The organism is Streptomyces lincolnensis, assembly GCF_001685355.1.
GTDB classification, from domain to species: domain Bacteria; phylum Actinomycetota; class Actinomycetes; order Streptomycetales; family Streptomycetaceae; genus Streptomyces; species Streptomyces lincolnensis.
Genome location: NZ_CP016438.1, coordinates 5,515,390 through 5,528,925, shown reverse-complemented (window position 1 = coordinate 5,528,925; position 13,536 = coordinate 5,515,390). Strand labels below are relative to the sequence as shown.

General features: G+C 70.8%; 13 protein-coding genes. 4 read left to right on the top strand and 9 right to left on the bottom strand.

Translation table 11 applies throughout. From position 1 onward, the window contains the following. Positions 1–27: 27 nt before the first annotated feature. A complete protein-coding gene (locus tag SLINC_RS24690) occupies positions 28–375 on the bottom strand; it encodes a YbaB/EbfC family nucleoid-associated protein (protein WP_079164705.1) in 348 nt (115 codons plus the stop codon). A 267-nt stretch (positions 376–642) separates the two neighbouring features. Between SLINC_RS24690 and SLINC_RS24685 the strand changes: the two genes are divergently transcribed. Then, the gene (locus SLINC_RS24685; protein ID WP_067437155.1) at positions 643–1,392 is read left to right on the top strand and encodes an SLATT domain-containing protein; all 750 of its coding nucleotides are present in this window, start codon (positions 643–645) and stop codon (positions 1,390–1,392) included. A 24-nt stretch (positions 1,393–1,416) separates the two neighbouring features. Here SLINC_RS24685 and SLINC_RS24680 read toward each other — a convergent pair whose 3' ends face one another. The 4 genes from SLINC_RS24680 to SLINC_RS24665 all read right to left on the bottom strand — a co-directional run bounded on the left by SLINC_RS24680 (position 1,417) and on the right by SLINC_RS24665 (position 5,944). Next, positions 1,417–2,817, bottom strand: a complete 1,401-nt coding sequence (locus tag SLINC_RS24680; protein WP_067437152.1) for a M20/M25/M40 family metallo-hydrolase — start codon at positions 2,815–2,817, stop codon at positions 1,417–1,419. Between the two features lie 92 nt (positions 2,818–2,909). Continuing rightward, entirely contained in the window at positions 2,910–4,793 is a 1,884-nt protein-coding gene (locus tag SLINC_RS24675) for a serine/threonine-protein kinase (protein ID WP_067437150.1), read from the bottom strand. Positions 4,794–4,877: 84 nt separating this feature from the next. Beyond that, positions 4,878–5,339 carry a MarR family winged helix-turn-helix transcriptional regulator gene (locus tag SLINC_RS24670; RefSeq protein WP_067437147.1) on the bottom strand — a complete coding sequence of 154 codons (462 nt, stop codon included), beginning with the start codon at positions 5,337–5,339 and terminating at the stop codon, positions 4,878–4,880. Continuing rightward, a complete protein-coding gene (locus tag SLINC_RS24665; RefSeq protein ID WP_067437144.1) occupies positions 5,336–5,944 on the bottom strand; it encodes a DJ-1/PfpI family protein in 609 nt (202 codons plus the stop codon). The genes SLINC_RS24670 and SLINC_RS24665 overlap by 4 nt, the downstream gene beginning before the upstream one ends. A 163-nt stretch (positions 5,945–6,107) precedes the next feature. Here SLINC_RS24665 and SLINC_RS24660 point away from each other — a divergent pair, with 163 nt between their 5' ends. The 3 genes from SLINC_RS24660 (at position 6,108) to SLINC_RS24650 (ending at position 9,125) form a co-directional block, all read left to right on the top strand. Next, complete coding sequence (locus SLINC_RS24660; protein WP_067437141.1) at positions 6,108–7,463, top strand: aspartate aminotransferase family protein; 1,356 nt, start codon at positions 6,108–6,110, stop codon at positions 7,461–7,463. 155 nt (positions 7,464–7,618) lie between these two features. Beyond that, positions 7,619–8,320 carry a GntR family transcriptional regulator gene (locus SLINC_RS24655; protein WP_067437139.1) on the top strand — a complete coding sequence of 234 codons (702 nt, stop codon included), beginning with the start codon at positions 7,619–7,621 and terminating at the stop codon, positions 8,318–8,320. 154 nt (positions 8,321–8,474) lie between these two features. Further along, positions 8,475–9,125: a phospholipase D-like domain-containing protein gene (locus SLINC_RS24650; protein ID WP_067437137.1), complete on the top strand. Its 651-nt coding sequence runs from the start codon at positions 8,475–8,477 to the stop codon at positions 9,123–9,125. A 6-nt stretch (positions 9,126–9,131) separates the two neighbouring features. Here SLINC_RS24650 and SLINC_RS24645 read toward each other — a convergent pair whose 3' ends face one another. The 4 genes from SLINC_RS24645 to SLINC_RS24630 form a co-directional block, all read right to left on the bottom strand. After that, positions 9,132–9,425, bottom strand: a complete 294-nt coding sequence (locus tag SLINC_RS24645) for a hypothetical protein (protein ID WP_067437135.1) — start codon at positions 9,423–9,425, stop codon at positions 9,132–9,134. Positions 9,426–9,537: 112 nt separating this feature from the next. After that, positions 9,538–9,867, bottom strand: a complete 330-nt coding sequence (locus tag SLINC_RS24640) for a hypothetical protein (protein ID WP_067437132.1) — start codon at positions 9,865–9,867, stop codon at positions 9,538–9,540. A 98-nt stretch (positions 9,868–9,965) separates the two neighbouring features. Then, positions 9,966–11,768, bottom strand: a complete 1,803-nt coding sequence (locus tag SLINC_RS24635) for a bifunctional metallophosphatase/5'-nucleotidase (protein ID WP_067437129.1) — start codon at positions 11,766–11,768, stop codon at positions 9,966–9,968. A 311-nt stretch (positions 11,769–12,079) separates the two neighbouring features. Next, the gene (locus SLINC_RS24630; RefSeq protein ID WP_067437125.1) at positions 12,080–13,363 is read right to left on the bottom strand and encodes an adenylosuccinate synthase; all 1,284 of its coding nucleotides are present in this window, start codon (positions 13,361–13,363) and stop codon (positions 12,080–12,082) included. Positions 13,364–13,536: the final 173 nt, after the last annotated feature.

Below are 13,536 nucleotides of genomic sequence, written 5' to 3'. Positions count from 1 at the left end.
TCTTAGAAAGGCTGGCCAGGTCGTGGACTAGAACGGCAGGCCGGGGATGCCGCTGCCGCCACCGCCCAGACCCTGCGCCAACGGGCCGAGCTTCTGCTGCTGGAGGGACTGCGCGTTCTCGTTGGCCGCCTGGACCGCCGCGACGATGAGGTCCGCGAGAGTTTCGGTGTCCTCCGGGTCCACCGCCTTCGGGTCGATCTTCAGCGCACGCAGCTCGCCGGCACCGGTGACCGTCGCCTTCACCAGACCACCGCCGGCCTGGCCGTCGACCTCGGTCCGCGCCAGTTCCTCCTGCGCGTTCGCCAGGTCCTGCTGCATCTTCTGGGCCTGCTGCAGCAGCTGCTGCATGTTGGGCTGGCCACCACCGGGGATCACGATCAGCTCCTCGCGTCGGGACGACTTTTCCCGTTCAGCACGAGCCTACGTGGTCTGTGCGGCCGTCGCCCCAGCACTCTTTCGGGTGACACCATCCTGCGTCCTATACCTGATCAAGGCCCCCTTCCGAGCGGAAAAGAGGCGAAACCCGGTCCTTCGCCACCCGCCCGGCGGTAGGAAGGATGCGGCGCATCGGCACCAGGCGTCACGGTGTCGCTGTCAGGGTGTCACGCAACGTGAGCATTCGGGATCAGTAGGGAGTGCCGGGTGGGTCAGCCGGAGATGCAGCCCGAGGGTCCGCCTCAGGACGGGCGAGGTGAGGGTGCGGCCGGGCTGCGGCCCGGAGAGCTGACCGGGCGGGCGTTCCCGCTCGGCGACTGGGGTGAGCCGGCCGTCCGGCTGGACGAGCTGTACCGGTGGGTGGAGCGCGGGGCGCTGGAGACCGCCGCCTGGTATCTCGCGGACCGGGTGTGGAAGCGGCGCGGGGCCCGGGTCCTGCGGGCCGGCGCCGCGTTCGGGGCCGTGGCGGGCGCCGCGCTGCCGCTCCTCGACATGACCGGCGTGGTGGGCGGGGTCGCCCCCTGGGGGTATCTGGCCCTGCTGCTGGGGGTGTCCTGTGTCGCCGGAGACCGGTACTTCGGCGTGACGTCCGGCTGGATAAGGGACGTGGCCACCGCCCAGGCCGTGCAGCGGCGGCTTCAGGTACTCCAGTTCGACTGGGCGTCCGAGAGTGTCCGGGAGGTCCTCGGCCCCACCGACGGCACGGCCGGCGAGGCCGCCGAGCGCTGCCTCGCGGTGCTGCGGCGGTTCTCCGAGGACGTCACCGAGCTGGTCCGGGTGGAGACCGCCGACTGGATGGTGGAGTTCCGCACGGGCGCCGCGCCCATGGGCATCCAGGGCGCGATCGCCTCCAACAACCGCCAGGAGATCACCGGCGCCCAGGGGCGGCTCCCGCTGCCTCCCGGGGGCACGGCCCGTCCGAACATGCCCCGGCAGCGGCCGCCCGAGCCCAGATGAGCCGCGGACGACGCGGCACAAGCGTCACGCCTGGGGATCGGGGAAGGCCACCGGGCTGCGCAGCCCGGCCCGGTTCACCGCGCGCACCCCGAAGAACACATTGTCCTTGGACAGGTCGACCTCGTACGTCGTCACGTCACCGGCGTCGATGACCTGGGTCCACTCCGGTGCCGTCGTCTCGCGCCGGACGATCTCGTAGCCGCTGAGATCGGGTTCCGTCCCCCGGGTCCACACCAGCCGGGTGGAGTTGGTGAGGGTGGAGGTGACGATCTTCGCGCCGCGGGGGGTGCCGGGGGCCTGGGCGAGGGTCCAGAGGGTGGCCGCGTTGACGCGGGCGACCCGGGCGATGAAGCCGAAGTCGCAGAACTCGGGCAGGTCGCCGTACTGCTTGCCGGTCTCGTCGACCCGTACGTCCTGGTGCTGGTGGGCGAAGTCCTCGGCGGGCTCGGTGAAGCGGGCGGCGGGGTAGCCGCGTTCGAGGAACGGGATGTGGTCGCCGCCCCGGCGGTAGCGGTCGCGGCGGTAGATCACGCGGACGCGCATGCGGGTGGCGTCGTTGTCGGCCACGTCCCGGACGAACCGGGCCAGTTGGCGGGTCGCCGAGTCGTTCTCGCCGCCCACCGAGCGGCGGATCGCGGCCTGATCCGGAGTCTCCGAGGAGGGGACGCCCTCCGCGAACAACCGGATGGTGTACGGGTCCAGGGTGCCGTCGTCGGCCTTCGCGCTGCCGACGATGTCGTTGGTGAACATGCCCTGGACGTCCGCGCCGGCCGCCTTCAACTGCTGGGCCATGTACGCCGATCCGTACAGGCCCTGTTCCTCCCCCGCCACCGCCGCGAACACGATGGTCGACGCGGGCCGGCGCCCGGCCATCACCCGGGCCAGTTCCAGGACGACGGCGACCCCGGAGGCGTCGTCGTCCGCGCCCGGGGAGTCGGAGGTGGCGTCCATGACGTCGGTGACGCGGGAGTCGTAGTGGCCGGAGACGACGTAGACGCGCTCCGGGGTGAGGGAACCGCGCAGGGTCGCGAGGACGTTGGTGATGCGGGTCGCGGTCGGGACGCGCGGGGCCGGTTCCTGGACGTACGACTGGAGTTCGGCCGTCATCCGGCCGCCGGAGACGGCCGCGTACGAGCGCAGCTCGGACAGCAGCCAGTCGCGGGCCGCGCCGATGCCGCGGGCCGGGTCGTCCTGGACCGAGAGGGTGTGGCGGGTGCCGAAGGAGACGAGTTTGCGGACGGTCGCCTCGATGCGGGCCGGGTCGATCTCCCGCAGGAGTGCGCGCAGTTCGCGGGTCGGGGGCTGGGCGGTCGCGGGCGGGCGGTGACCCGGCGGGGCCGCCTCCGCCGCCGTCGGCGCTCCCAGTGCCATGCCGCCGGCCGCCGTCGCGGTCAGGACCGTCCTTCTGGTGGGGCTGGGACTCATGCGCCCTCCCGGGGCTGTGATGCCTGCCGACCCCTGTGATGGTCGTGCACACGACAGCGCGCGGCAAGGGCGCGCGTCGGCCCCCGCCCCGCTCAGCTCCGGGTGTACGTCAGCCTCTCGTCCGTGCCGGCGTTCGCCCGCTCCAGCGTGCCGTCCGGCAGCAGGGTGATCTCCGTGGCCGCGCCCGGTGTGCAGGAGGTGCGCGGCTCGCCGCTCGTCACCGTCGACGGGCCGATCCGCAGCGGGCCGTCCCCGCCGGGCACCTCGACCAGGTCGGCCTGGAACACGCAGTGGTAGCTGTCGTTCCCGGTGGTGCCGTCCGCGACGAGGGAGAGCACGGTGTCGCCGGACTCGCCCTGCTGGATGGTCAGTTCGCGGGTGTGGTGGCCGTCGGCGTTGTCGATCGTGGTGGTCCAGGTGCCGAGGTAGCCGGCCGGGATCGCGCCGTCCGCGGGGGCGGAGGTGATCGGCGCTGTGGGGGTCGGTTCGGGCGTGGTGGGCCCGGGGTTCGCGCCCTCGGTGGCGGACACCGAGGGCGAGGGCCCGGCTTCCTCGCCGTCACCGCCGCCGTTCATCAGCGCGTACACCGACCCGCCGGCGGCGAGCGCGACCACCAGGGCCACCAGGACGAGCAGCACGGTGGACCGGCCGTTCCTGCGGGGATCCTGCGGCGGGGGCGGGCCGTACGGCGGGGTCGGTCCGTAGGGCGGGGTCGGTCCGTAGGGCGGAGTGGTGCCGAGGCCGCCGTAGGCGGGGTGCGGGGAGTAGGAGGCGTACGGCGAGGGCTGCGGGTGCTGTTGGGGGTAGCCGTAGGCGGGGTGGGCGGGGGCGCCCGGGCTCGGCGGGGGCGTCCCGGCGCCGCCCGGCCCCGTGACCATGGTGGGAAGGTGATCCGTCCGGCCACCGCCGGGCCGGCCCGGTGCGGGCGGACCCGGGACCGGGTCGGCGGCGGAGCCGTGCTCAGGAGGCGCTTCGGGGATGCCCGGAGGGGAGTCGTGGCCCGATCCGGGGTCCGTGCCCCCGCCCGAGCCCCCGGCCGCGTCCCGCCCGGCCCCCTCCGGCTCCTCCGCGTCCAGCAGGCTGACCGCGTGTCGCCCCAGTTGGGCCACCAGGGCGCTGGGGAGCCACGGGTCGTGGGAGCGGCCGTCGGAGACAGTGTCGTCGGCACCGGTGCGGTCGAGGATGTCCGCCAGGGTGGGGCGGGAGCCGGGGGTCTTCTTCAGGCAGGCGCGGACGAGGTCGGCTATGCCCTCGGGGACGCCGTCGAGGTCGGGTTCCTCCTGGGCGATGCGGAACATGAGGGCGTGGACACCGCTGTTGGCGGTGCCGAAGGGGAGCCGGCCGGTGGCGGCGTAGGCGAGGACGGAGCCGAGGCAGAAGATGTCGCACGCCGGGGTGATCCGGTCGCCGCGCACCTGCTCGGGCGCCATGAACCCCGGCGAGCCGACCAGCGCGCCGGTGCGGGTCAGTCCGCCGTCGGTCACGGTCTCCAGCGCCCGCGCGATGCCGAAGTCGATGACCCGCGGGCCGTCGATGGTCACCAGCACGTTGGACGGCTTCAGGTCGCGGTGGACGATCCCGGCGGCGTGGATGTCCTGCAGGGCGCCGGCCAGCCCCGCCACGAGGATCCGCACCGACCGTTCGGGCAGCGCGCCGTGGTCGCGGCCGACGACCTGCTGGAGGCTGGGCCCGGCGACATACCCGGTGGCCACCCACGGCACCGCGGCCTCGGTGTCCGCGTCGAGCACGGGTGCCGTCCAGTGCCCGCCGACCTGCCGGGCGGCCTGCACCTCCTGGCGGAACCGCGCCCGGAACTCGTCCTGCGCGGCCAGCTCCTCCCGTACGAGCTTGACGGCGACCGTGCGTCCCCGGTCGGAGCGGGCGACGAACACCTGTCCCATGCCACCGGCGCCGAGCCGTGCCAGCAGGCGGTACGCGCCGATCCGTTGTGGATCCCCGGACCCCAGTTTCTCCATCGTCGCGCCGCCTTCCCCCCGACCCGCCCATGAGCGACAGACCGAGGATAGTGCGGGCCCACCCCGCGGTGAGCTGGGCTTTGTCTACGGTTCCGTAACAGGGAGGCCGACCTGTTCGAGTGTTGTGGACAACCGTTCCAACACCCGGACCGCTTCCGCGAGTTCGGCCTCGTCGCCGTAGGCCTCGGCCAGGCGGTCGGCGAAGGCGGCGTGCCCCGGTGTGATCCGGGCGACGGCCGCGAGGCCCTCGCGGGTCGGTGCGAGGAGTTTGGCGCGGCGGTGGGCGGGGTTGGGCCGGTACTCGGCCAGCCCCTTGTCCACCAGCAGGTCGGCGACGCGCTGCACGCTCTGCCGGGTGATGCCCATCGCGCGCGCGATGCCGGAGACCGGCAGCGGCTCCCTGAGCACCGCCCCGAGTACCTGCCACCAGGCGGCCGTCAGCCCGGCCGGGCGGGCCAGTTCCTCGGCCACGGCGAGGAACTGGCCGTTGAGCCGGAAGACCCCGAGGGCGCTGCCGCTGAGCAGCTCCTGTCGCTCCCGGCTCACAGTGCCCCGGCCTTCTCCAGTACGGCGTACGCCTGGAGATCGGAGTCGTGGAACAGCCGGTACCAGGCGTCCAGCACCTCGCCCTGATGGACCCCGAGGAGTCCGAGGACCTCCCGGGCGAAAGCGACGGGCTCGGTCGGGCCGGCGGTGATCAGCCCGCGGTCGGTGACCGCGTCCGCGTCGGCGTACCGCTCGCCGCCGGCGTACCCGGTCGCGGCGAGATAGAAGGACACCGCGCTGGTGTGGTCCCGGTCGTCGAGCAGCCCCTCCCGCGCGAGCCCGGCGGTGGCTCCGCAGATCGCGGCGACGGGCACCCCGGCGTCGAGGAACTCGCGGGCCTTGCGGGCGAAGGGCGCGAGGTCGTCGGACGTGTCCCACAGGTCGGCGCCCGGGAGGATCAGCAGAGCGCTGTCCTGCGGTCGTACGTCGTCCAGGGCCAGGTCCGGAAGGACACTCAGGCCGCCGACGCTCCGCACGGGCCGCGTCGAGCGGCCGACCGTACGGATCTCGTGGCCGGCGCGGGCGAGGTGCGCGGTGGCGTACCCCGTCTCCCAGTCGGCGTAAGTGTCGTAGACGGCGTGGTGCACGGGCTTGTCGCTGCTCATGACTGCTCCTCCGCTCTCCTCAACCCTCTGTCATGACAGAATGCTGTCACTAACGCAGCATGCTGTCAATCTTCTGAATCTCGACAACCTGTCGCGGATCCCCCCGTCCCACAGACAGGACGCCGATTCCGCTTCCGTATCGCGGACATTTACGCTCGGGAGCATGACCCCTCAGCCAGATCCCGAGGTCGGCGCCGCCGTGAAGGCCGCGGACCGTGCGCACGTGTTCCACTCCTGGTCCGCGCAGGAGCTCATCGACCCGCTCGCCGTCGCCGGCGCGGAGGGGTCGTACTTCTGGGACTTCGACGGCAGGCGGTACCTCGACTTCACCAGCGGGCTCGTCTACACCAACATCGGCTACCAGCACCCGAAGGTCGTCGCCGCGATCCAGGAGCAGGCCGCGACGATGACGACCTTCGCGCCCGCGTTCGCGATCGAGGCGCGCTCGGAGGCGGCCCGGCTGATCGCCGAGCGGACGCCCGGCGACCTGGACAAGATCTTCTTCACCAACGCCGGTGCCGACGCCGTGGAGCACGCGGTGCGGATGGCCCGGCTGCACACGGGCCGCACCAAGGTCATGGCGGCGTACCGCTCCTACCACGGCGGCACCCAGCAGGCGATCAACCTCACCGGCGACCCGCGCCGCTGGGCCTCCGACGGCGCCGCGGCCGGGGTCGTGCACTTCTGGGCGCCCTTCCTGTACCGGTCGAGGTTCTACGCCGAGACCGAGGAGCAGGAATGCGCGCGGGCGCTGGAGCACCTGGAGACGACCATCGCCTTCGAGGGGCCCGGCACGATCGCCGCGATCATCCTGGAGACCATCCCGGGCACCGCCGGGATCATGGTTCCGCCGCCCGGCTATCTCGCCGGTGTCCGGGAGATCTGCGACAAGTACGGGATCGTGTTCGTCCTGGACGAGGTGATGGCCGGGTTCGGGCGGACCGGTGAGTGGTTCGCGGCGGACCTGTTCGACGTGACGCCCGACCTGATGACCTTCGCCAAGGGCGTGAACTCGGGGTACGTGCCGCTCGGCGGTGTCGCGATCTCCGGGGCGATCGCGGAGACCTTCGCCAAGCGGCCCTACCCGGGCGGGCTGACGTACTCCGGTCATCCGCTGGCCTGCGCCGCCGCCGTGGCGACGATCAACGTGATGGCGCAGGAGGGCATCGTCGACAACGCCAAGCGCCTGGGCGAGAGCGTCGTCGGGCCCGCCCTGCGGGAGCTCGCCCAGCGGCACCCCTCGGTCGGCGAGGTGCGCGGTGTCGGCATGTTCTGGGCGCTGGAGCTGGTGAGGAACCAGGAGACCCGTGAGCCGCTGGTGCCCTACAACGCGACGGGAGAGGCGAACGCGGCCATGGCGGCGTTCGGGGCCGCCGCCAAGAAGCAGGGCCTGTGGCCGTTCATCAACATGAACCGGACGCATGTCGTCCCGCCGTGCAACGCGACCGAGGCGGAGCTGAAGGAGGGACTGGCCGCCCTGGACACCGCACTGTCCGTGGCGGACGAGTACACCGCGTAGACGGCGGGGCGGACGACCCACCGGGCGGCCGGGCGGACACCGGCCCGGCCGGGACATAACCACCAAGTACCGGGGTGACTCGAACGCGTAAGGTGGCGTGCCCGTAGACATATACGTGCACGCCACTCCATCGCGACGAGGGAGACGCCCCGACGATGCCCGCCAGTAGCGGCAACGGCGCCGTGACCCGCAGCACCCTGCGGCAGCAGATCGCCGACGCGCTTCGCGACGAGGTGCTGGCCGGGCGGCTCCAGGCCGGGCAGGAGTTCACCGTGAAGGAGATCGCCGAGCAGTACGGCGTCTCCGCGACCCCCGTGCGCGAGGCACTGGTCGACCTCTCGGCGCAGGGGCTCCTCGACGCCGACCAGCACCGCGGCTTCAGCGTGCACCGGTACTCGGTCGAGGACTTCCGCGGCATGATCGAGGCGCGCAGCCTGGTGACCGAGGGGATGTTCCAGGCGCTGGACGACGGCCACCAGAGGTACCGGGATCTTGACGACCCCCGTACCGCGGCCGCCGTGGCGGGGGTACGGCGGCGGGGCGAGGAGGCGCGGCGCGCCGCGGCCGCCGGTGACCTCACCGTCCTGATCGGCTACGACCTGCGCTTCTGGCGCGAGTTGAACGCACTCTTCGGCAATCCCTACCTCGCCGACTTCCTGCACCGGCTGCGGGTGCAGAGCTGGGTGTGCACGGTGCAGCACCTGCGCGGGGTGACCGATCTGCGCGGCCGGCTGTGGTGCGGGCACTCCGACCTGGTGAAGGCGCTCTCCGAGCAGGACACCGTCACCGCGCGGGCGGTCGTCGTCGGCTACAACAGCCACGCCCTGACGCTCATCGAACGGCTCGCGGCCGGGTGAGCGGGGCGGGTCCGGGTAAGGGATCTGCACAGGGCGGACGGGCGGTCCGATCGGGTGCCCCACAAGGGGAGCACACGGTGTGCCGTACCGATTACGCTGCCCTGACGACCGTGCGACCACCGTCGTGCGCCGCGAGTGAGCGAGGAGCTGTCTTTTGGCCTGTGACCTGTGGCTGGTGCCGCTCGTCGACGTGTTGTGCCACACGCCGGACAACCCGTTCGCCGAGGAACTCGCGCAATACAACAAGGTGCTCGCCGAGGCCGGGCTGCCGCCGGTGCCGGTGTACCAGTACATGCCGGGCCTGTCCGGCGACGTGGCCCCGGTGGCGGGCTTCGACTACGACGCGCTGCACTTCCTGCGCCGCGCGTACCTGTTGCAGGTGTGCGGTCTGCCCGTGACCCCGGTGGACGAACTGGGCGGCGACTACGAGCAGTTGCTGGAGATGTTCGAGACGACGGCCCAGCAGTCGCACCTGGTCTGGCACTACGACCACGCGGGCGCGTACGTCCCCGTGGACTTCCCGCATCCGCTCGCCAACGACGAACTCCTGGCGGGCGGCGGCCCGCTCGGCTCCTCCCAGTCACTGCTGCGGGAACTGGAGTTCGTGGCCCCGTCGATCGGCATCGACCCGGCCAACCCCCCGGCCGCGCCCCAACCGCCGCCGGCACCCACGGAGTTGGAGGAGCCCGCCGTACCGGCACCGTACGACCCCAGCCCCTTCGCCCGCGAGCGTCACGTCTGGCTGGGCCTGCACGCGGCGGCGACGCGGAGTCTGGCGCAGGGATCGATGATCATCTTCAGCTGAGGCGGGTCAGCGGCCCAGCTGGGACAGGCCCTTACGGAGGTCCTCGCGGTTCATCACGGGCGTATAGGTGATCTTCGCGCCGAGGTTCATGAAGAACGGCTCGCTGATCGCCGGCATGGAGGAGCTGTCCTGCATGTCGAAGACCAGGTAGGCGGTGCGCTGGCCGTTCTCCGAGGTGAAGTAGGCCGCCTCGGGCTTGATCTGCTCCAGCGACTCCTCGATCAGCTTCGGGAGCGTGCCGTTGCGGATGGCCTCGTTCGCCTTCTCCGTGTCCATGGACGCCTTGAGCAGTACGCGCATCGCACTCACCTTCTTCTGCTGTCGACGCATGCGTACGAAATCAGCCTAAACCCGGACAGCGGCGGCCGTGCTGTCGAGAGCACGACCGCCGCTTCCCCCGTTCGACCGGCTGCTACTGGATGGACCAGCCGACGCCGCCGACACCCGAGCTCAACGCGCCGCAGGTGGCCCTGGACTCGCTGTACTGGCCCGGGTTCAGGGTGACCCAGTCGCCGTGCACGTCCGGGGCGAGGCCGCAGACGACCTCGACGCGGAACTGGACGCTGCGGTCGGTGTTGTTGGTGCAGCCGGCGACGCCCATGTCCGAGTCGACGGCGTGGACCCAGCCCCGGCAGTCGACCGAGCCCGCCGCCGAGGCCGGGGCGGCCAGGGCGCCGACGAGGCCCACCGCCGAGACCGCGGTCGCCAGACCGGTGGCGAGCATCTTCTTGCTACGGATCATTTCTGTGCCCCTGTGAGGTTGCGGTTCGCTTGTGCTCACCTCAGTGAAGAGCAAGAGGGTGGGTGCTGGTACCTGACAGATGTCAGGGTGGCGGGCGTTCAGAACACCGGCGTGCCGTCTTGAGTCAGTTTCCAGTTCGTGGTCGCGAAGTCGGCCGGGTTCAGGGAACCCTTGGCCGTGACGTAGTCGATCATCAGCTGGCGGATCTCGTTGGTGGAGCTGTACGCGATGTCGGCGGCCGCGATGTGCGGGTAGCCGGAGCCGCCGTTGGCGCGGTAGTTGTTGACGGCGACGACGAAGACCTGGTCGTCGGCGACTGGCTTGCCGTCGTGGGTGAGGTTCTGGATGCGCGAGCCCTCCGGCCGGGCGATGTCGATGTCGTACGAGACGCCCGCGGCGGTGTCGTACATGTAGTCCCAGAAGCTGTTGGCGTTGGTGAGGGTGGCGGTGTCGACCTTCGTGCCGCCCGGCACCTGGTGGTAGTACTTCGCCGCGTACTCCAGGTAGTCCCTGAGCTGGGCGCCCGTGAGCTTCTTGCCGTAGAGGGTGTTGTCGTAGATGTAGAGCCCGGCGATGTCCCGGATGGTGACGGAGCCCGCGGGGATGTCGGCGGTGCGGGAGAAGGGCGCGGCGACGGAGACCATCGGCAGGGCGGCGTCGGAGGTGGACAGTCCGGCCTTGACCGAGTCCATCTGGACCTGGTGGATGAAGTCCATGATCGGGACGTCCTTCCAGCACGCCTCGGCGCCCGAGAGGTCCTCGGTGCAGGTGCCCACGGGCGTGTTGACGTACTTCACCACCAGCTCGTGGTCGGCCCGCAGGAGCCCGGTGATCTCCGGGTCCTCCTCGACGGTGCTGGGGTTGAGGGTCTGCGCCTTCTTGCCCGTCACCTGCCACCGGCCGTGGTGCAGTTCGAGCTCGAAGTCGAAGACGGTCAGCCGGTAGCCCCAGCAGTACGGCTCGGAGAGCAGGACGTCCTCGCCGGTCTCCTTGTTGGTGACGGTGTACGACGGCACCTCGACGTGGGTGTGGCCGACCAGGATCGCGTCGATGCCGGGGACCTGCTCGGCGACGAGGTTCGAGGCGTTCTCGACGTACGGCAGTTCGTCGCCGTAGGACGAGGAGCCGTCGAGGCCGGAGTGGTCGGTCAGGAACACCACGTCACAGCCCAGCGCCCGCAGCCGCGGCACGTACTTCTTCGCCTGCTCGACCAGCCCCGGGAAGACCATCCTCCCGCTGACGTTGTCCTTGTCCCACAGGGCGATGCCGGGGTTGGTGAGGCCCAGGATGCCGACCTTGATGTCGGGCGCCCCCGGCACGAAGATCCGCTTCACCGTGTACGGCCGGAAGGCCGGCTTGAGCGTCTTCGCGTCCAGCGCGTTCGCGCCGAGCAGCGGGAAGCGGCACTGGCTCTCGAACTTGCGCAGGGTGTCGATGCCGTAGTTGAACTCGTGGTTGCCGAGGGCGGCGGCGTCGTAGCGCATGTGGTTCATGGCGACGGCCATGGGGTGCTGCACCTTGTCGCCGATCGGGTCGACACGGGCGAAGTAGTACGCCAGGGAGGTGCCCTGGATGATGTCGCCCGCGTCCACGAGCAGGACCCGTCCCTCCCCCTTCGCCTCCCGCTGTTGCTTCACGAGGGTGGCGACCCGGGCGACACCGACGGAGTTGCCCTTGGTGTCGCTGTAGGCCGCGTCCGTGTAGTAGTCCCAGTCGAAGACGTGGCTGTGCAGGTCGGTGGTGCCGAGGATGGAGAACGACCAGGTCTTCGGGGCCTTCGCGGGCTTGCGTGCGGCGGCCCGCGCGGGGGTCGTGGCCATGGCGCCCGCAGCGGCGACGGCCGCCCCGGTGACGGCCGACTTCTTCACGAACTGCCGACGGTTCAGGGGAGGGACGGGCATGGGTGGGCTCCTGGGGAGAGGGAGGGGCTACACGCGTAGATGGTGGCGGGGCGCGGGGCCGGCGGGAACCAGGAGCAGGCCATGTCCAGGTCAACAAAGGGAAATGACCCGAGAGGCGTCGGAAAGTAGCAGAGTGGATACACTGAGTGGCTTCTTGTCGGGCCTGGGACGAAAGGGCGCATCGTCATGGCGCCGTGGCCGAAGGGGTACCTGAGACAAGATCGAGGCACCCACGAGCTGACCACATGCGTGTGCCCCCGTCCGGTGTCGGACGGGGGCACACGCATGTGGACGGAAGCCGGGCCGCCGTCCTACAGGAACGAGTTGATCTCGATCGTCTCGTCGCGGCCCGGGCCGACGCCGATCGCGGAGATCGGGGCGCCGGACATCTCCTCCAGCGCCTTGACGTAGTCCTGGGCGTTCTTCGGGAGGTCGGAGAAGGACTTGGCCTTGCTGATGTCCTCGCTCCAGCCGGGCAGCATCTCGTAGACCGGCTTGGCGTGGTGGAAGTCCGACTGGGAGTACGGGAGTTCCTCGACGCGCTTGCCGTCGATCTCGTAGGCCACACAGACCGGGATCTGCTCCCAGCCGGTGAGGACGTCGAGCTTGGTGAGGAAGAAGTCGGTCAGGCCGTTCACGCGGGTCGCGTAGCGGGCGATGACCGCGTCGAACCAGCCGCAGCGGCGGTCACGGCCGGTGGTGACACCCCGCTCGCCGCCGATGCGGCGCAGCGCCTCGCCGTCCTCGTCGAAGAGCTCGGTCGGGAAGGGACCCGAGCCGACGCGGGTGGTGTACGCCTTCAGGATGCCGATGACCCGGCTGATCTTCGTCGGACCGACACCGGCGCCGGTGCAGGCACCGCCCGCCGTCGGGTTGGAGGAGGTGACGAAGGGGTACGTGCCGTGGTCGATGTCCAGGAGCGTGCCCTGGCCGCCCTCGAACAGGACGACCTTGTCGTTCTCCAGGGCCTGGTTGAGGACCAGGACCGTGTCGGCGACGTACGGGGCGAGCTTGTCGGCGTAGGCCAGCAGCTCCTCGACCACCTGGTCCACGGCGATCGCGCGCCGGTTGTAGAGCTTGGTGAGGATCTGGTTCTTGACGTCGAGGGCCGCCTCCACCTTCTGGGTGAGGATCGACTCGTCGTAGAGGTCCTGGACGCGGATACCGACGCGGTTGATCTTGTCGGCGTACGTCGGGCCGATACCGCGCCCGGTCGTGCCGATCTTCCGCTTTCCGAGGAAGCGTTCCGTCACCTTGTCCACGGTCACGTTGTACGGCGTGATGATGTGGGCGTTTCCGCTGATGAGGAGCTTGGACGTGTCGACGCCGCGTTCGTTCAGTCCGTTCAGCTCGGAGAACAGGACCGACGGGTCGACGACGACTCCGTTACCGATGACCGGGGTGCACCCCGGCGAGAGGATTCCGGAAGGGAGAAGGTGCAGGGCGTACTTCTGATCGCCCACGACCACCGTGTGGCCGGCGTTGTTGCCGCCCTGGTAGCGCACCACATAGTCAACCGAGCCACCGAGCAGGTCGGTCGCCTTTCCCTTGCCTTCGTCACCCCACTGAGCACCGAGCAGCACAAGTGCGGGCACGCGCGTACACCCCTTCCGGGCGGGGCATGTCCAAGGTCAGAGGCGTACGCGACACGGCCCTGTGCCTCGTACACCGGCGACCCTCTTCGGCCACCGACGGCCGTCGTCGGCCGCGACCCGTCGGACCCGGATGCCCCGGAATAGACGAAGCCCCTGGCGCAATAGCGCAAGGG

Bases quoted from the DNA above. Each gene is read 5' to 3' on its own strand.
- SLINC_RS24680 (WP_067437152.1), bottom strand. From the start codon at position 2,817: ATGAGTCCCAGCCCCACCAGAAGGACGGTCCTGACCGCGACGGCGGCC.
- SLINC_RS24675 (WP_067437150.1), bottom strand. From the start codon at position 4,793: ATGGAGAAACTGGGGTCCGGGGATCCACAACGGATCGGCGCGTACCGC.
- SLINC_RS24665 (WP_067437144.1), bottom strand. From the start codon at position 5,944: ATGAGCAGCGACAAGCCCGTGCACCACGCCGTCTACGACACTTACGCC.
- SLINC_RS24660 (WP_067437141.1), top strand. From the start codon at position 6,108: ATGACCCCTCAGCCAGATCCCGAGGTCGGCGCCGCCGTGAAGGCCGCG.
- SLINC_RS24655 (WP_067437139.1), top strand. From the start codon at position 7,619: ATGCCCGCCAGTAGCGGCAACGGCGCCGTGACCCGCAGCACCCTGCGG.
- SLINC_RS24645 (WP_067437135.1), bottom strand. From the start codon at position 9,425: ATGCGCGTACTGCTCAAGGCGTCCATGGACACGGAGAAGGCGAACGAG.
- SLINC_RS24640 (WP_067437132.1), bottom strand. From the start codon at position 9,867: ATGATCCGTAGCAAGAAGATGCTCGCCACCGGTCTGGCGACCGCGGTC.
- SLINC_RS24635 (WP_067437129.1), bottom strand. From the start codon at position 11,768: ATGCCCGTCCCTCCCCTGAACCGTCGGCAGTTCGTGAAGAAGTCGGCC.